The sequence below is a fragment of the Bradyrhizobium nivariense genome, assembly GCF_029846695.2.
GTDB lineage: Bacteria > Pseudomonadota > Alphaproteobacteria > Rhizobiales > Xanthobacteraceae > Bradyrhizobium.
The window spans coordinates 1-2735 of sequence record NZ_JARWCR020000162.1 but is presented as its reverse complement, the minus strand read 5'-3'; the positions used below and the strand labels follow the sequence as shown (position 1 = coordinate 2735).

General features: G+C 55.0%; 6 protein-coding genes. 3 read left to right on the top strand and 3 right to left on the bottom strand.

All coding sequences use genetic code 11. The features are described 5' to 3' along the window. Positions 1-167: 167 nt before the first annotated feature. Both QCM77_RS45615 and QCM77_RS45610 read right to left on the bottom strand, forming a co-directional pair. Complete coding sequence (locus QCM77_RS45615) at positions 168-485, bottom strand: PilZ domain-containing protein (RefSeq protein ID WP_280097100.1); 318 nt, start codon at positions 483-485, stop codon at positions 168-170. Positions 486-513: 28 nt separating this feature from the next. Then, positions 514-822 carry a hypothetical protein gene (locus QCM77_RS45610; protein ID WP_279669309.1) on the bottom strand — a complete coding sequence of 103 codons (309 nt, stop codon included), beginning with the start codon at positions 820-822 and terminating at the stop codon, positions 514-516. Between the two features lie 416 nt (positions 823-1238). On the opposite strand from QCM77_RS45610, the gene QCM77_RS45605 reads away from it, so the two are divergent. From QCM77_RS45605 to QCM77_RS45595, 3 genes are all read left to right on the top strand, one after another. Continuing rightward, complete coding sequence (locus tag QCM77_RS45605; protein WP_279669310.1) at positions 1239-1430, top strand: CsbD family protein; 192 nt, start codon at positions 1239-1241, stop codon at positions 1428-1430. Positions 1431-1758: 328 nt separating this feature from the next. Next, positions 1759-1893, top strand: coding sequence for a hypothetical protein (locus QCM77_RS45600; protein WP_279669311.1), 135 nt, complete (start codon positions 1759-1761; stop codon positions 1891-1893). Positions 1894-2171: 278 nt separating this feature from the next. Beyond that, positions 2172-2384 (top strand): hypothetical protein, encoded by a 213-nt coding sequence (locus tag QCM77_RS45595; RefSeq protein ID WP_280097099.1) that lies wholly within the window; start codon positions 2172-2174, stop codon positions 2382-2384. A 118-nt stretch (positions 2385-2502) separates the two neighbouring features. Here QCM77_RS45595 and QCM77_RS45590 read toward each other — a convergent pair whose 3' ends face one another. Then, a complete protein-coding gene (locus QCM77_RS45590; protein WP_280097101.1) occupies positions 2503-2712 on the bottom strand; it encodes a hypothetical protein in 210 nt (69 codons plus the stop codon). Positions 2713-2735: the final 23 nt, after the last annotated feature.

Genomic DNA, 2735 nt, shown 5'->3' with positions numbered 1-2735 from the left:
TCTTGTGGCACCATCGAACAGCACCGTCAGGCCGGTGGTGCGAATGCTGACTTCGACAACCGTACCGGTCTTGTGGGCTAAATCTGGGAATTGAATGATCCCCAGCTCGCTCATCTTGAAACGTGTGCCGACAACAAACCTGTCGGTCTTCTGAGCGATCATGGTTCTCATTGCGAACCGACGAGACGCTTCTCTGCAATCGCCTTGCTCTTTGCCTTTCCGGTGACAAAATGAACGCCGACCTGAGCCCCATCAACCCAAATCAGTCCGCACCGCCGAAATGCCAGACCAGTGGAGGATAGGACCAGAAAGAATTCCTGCGCCTTCAGGGGGTCGATTGAGCCCTCGACCTCAAGTTTGGCGCCGCTTGCAGAGGCGTCGAGAAGAATGCAGCTTCGCCGCCATGTCCCGTCGACACCCATGATGCTGACGGTATGCTTGTGCTCAAACCGAACACGGTCCGCCTTTCGATTGTTTCCGATCATCTGCAATCCCCAATCCAAATCATTTCATTTAAAATAGGTGCGCCGCCTCCCTGCGCGTGGCCGCAATGAGCAACTCGATCCTCGCCGACTGAGCCAGTAAGGCCGTTCTGGTTGTTTCATTCAATTTGGTCTGTCCGATGATCAATCGGATGCAACCATTCGCGAGTTCAAGCATGAAGATGGCCTGACGGATGTCTTCTGTTGTTTGAATTTCGAGAGCTTGAACTTGCGACAACAGAGCGGCGACGGTCGGCAAAATGTCAGGCAATCTCTGGGACGAGGGACTTGTCTCAGATTTCCCTTGGTAAGGCCGCTGAAATTGCAGCACTGACGACATCGTTCGCAAATCTCCCTTGCGAGTCGGCCATTATGACGTTGCTTCGTCGAAAGTGATCAAAAAGCGATGATGAAAAATACAGCTACACGCGAGGACAACGGGACAGGCCCACTCGGACCAGCCTTGCCATGACAACCATGGGCCACGCCGACCCTCTGTAGAATTTCCGTGTTCAGAGTTTCACGCCGAAGCGGTTAAGAAACATTTATCGGGTTGCGAGCAGCCGGTATTGTAGTATGCAAGTTGCATAGAGAACGCTATCGAAATTGGGCAAAGCATTGGTTTGCGGGATCATCCGGCAGTTTTGTTGACGCATAAAGGCCCGCTCAGCCGATTGGCTTTGCTCTAACAGGGCTACTCGGAACGCTGAACTTTCCTCGCGCGTTATGCGTCATCGAAGATTGAAGGAGCGCGTTATGGATCGCGAGCACGTGAAAGGTGTCGCCGATAAGGCCAAGGGCACGATTAAGGAAGGTGCTGGCAAGCTGAGAGGCGACAAGGACCTCCAAAGAGAAGGTAAGGCCGACAAGGCCAAGGGCGCCGTTCACAATGCCGCCGGTGACGTCAAGGATGCCGCGCGGGATGCAGCAGACGCCATGAAGAAGTGACTTCCTTTGCATGTGGGGATTGACACTCGCCGCTCCTTCTGGGGCGGCGTTTTGTTTGCGCTTTCGAGCAAGCGCGCGGCTCTATGCAGTGCTTTATCTTCCTTTTCTACCCCACGCATCTCGACCTTGAGCACATCATCCGGCAACGACCGTTGCAGCGCCTTCGCCTCGTCCCACGGCGAAAGCATCCAAACGTCTCGCCGGTTAAGGGATTGGTTACTGGTCACTGTCACCTTTACGTATAGGGCCGCCATATGCGGCAGCGCATTCTGAAAAGAGTCTAATACTTCGACACGCCCGGTTGGCGGTCTCTTGTAGGAGAGGCCCAATGTTTAAGGGCTTCACGGTGGTAGTTGTGGCGCTGATCAGCACAGCGCAGGTCGATCAATACCTAACCCACGGTCGGTACACCGACGCGGCGATGGCTATGCTGCGGCAAATCAGGCATGCGTTTGGATTTTAGATAGTTCTTTGCGACGGAGACGCGTGATGGAGGGCATCTCATGGGGAGGCATCTCATGGGCTGATCTCAACAGGGATGAACAACGCGCCATTGCGATATTGGGAGCCGGTCTTTCCATTGAACTGTGCAGCCCCCTTGCTCTCCTGACGTTAGGTCGGCTCGGTCTGACCATAGGGCCCCATTTGACGGCTGCTGGAAACAGTTTGCGAAGAGATGCCGTTTTGAACGGTGTCGCAGGGTAAGTTTTGCCGAGCGGTCGATAAGGACTGGGGTCGGGGATGCCAAACGCGATCGAACTCATTGTAGACGGTTATGTTAGCTTGAATGACCGAAGGGCTCTCGACGATTTGCGCATGCAGCGCAGCAAGCTGGCCGTGGACCTAAGGGCGCGCACCGGTTTTGATTACCGGACAACCATCCGGCAGATCGAGGAAGATATCATCTTGATCGAGGCTGGGCTGGCGCGGTTGGATGGCGCGGGGACGAGCTAACCTGCCAAAGGCGTTCGCATTCAAGCTGCGGTTGACGACGCGGAAGAGCGCCGGAATAGCGGCTTGGTTGCTGGTGATCGCTGTGAAGTTGCACGTGGAGAACACCGGCCCGCGACCTTCACTCGACCTCGACCATCCGCTCCTTGGTGGCCCGTAGGCTGCGGAGGTAATAGCCTTGTGCCTGAACGGCTGACTTGATTTCGTCGCTGACCTTGCGAACTCTTTTTCTGCTCTTGCGCCAATTGTGAGCAGAGTACAGCACGGGTACGGCAGAGCCTGTACTTAGGACAAGCAAGTCGCGCCTGTCATTGCGATAGACATCAAACATCTTTCGCTCCCGCTGATCATATT

Coding starts and splice junctions, on each gene's coding strand:
- QCM77_RS45605 (WP_279669310.1), top strand. CDS start 1,239: ATGGATCGCGAGCACGTGAAAGGTGTCGCCGATAAGGCCAAGGGCACG.
- QCM77_RS45595 (WP_280097099.1), top strand. CDS start 2,172: ATGCCAAACGCGATCGAACTCATTGTAGACGGTTATGTTAGCTTGAAT.
- QCM77_RS45615 (WP_280097100.1), bottom strand. CDS start 485: ATGATCGGAAACAATCGAAAGGCGGACCGTGTTCGGTTTGAGCACAAG.
- QCM77_RS45610 (WP_279669309.1), bottom strand. CDS start 822: ATGTCGTCAGTGCTGCAATTTCAGCGGCCTTACCAAGGGAAATCTGAG.
- QCM77_RS45600 (WP_279669311.1), top strand. CDS start 1,759: ATGTTTAAGGGCTTCACGGTGGTAGTTGTGGCGCTGATCAGCACAGCG.
- QCM77_RS45590 (WP_280097101.1), bottom strand. CDS start 2,712: ATGTTTGATGTCTATCGCAATGACAGGCGCGACTTGCTTGTCCTAAGT.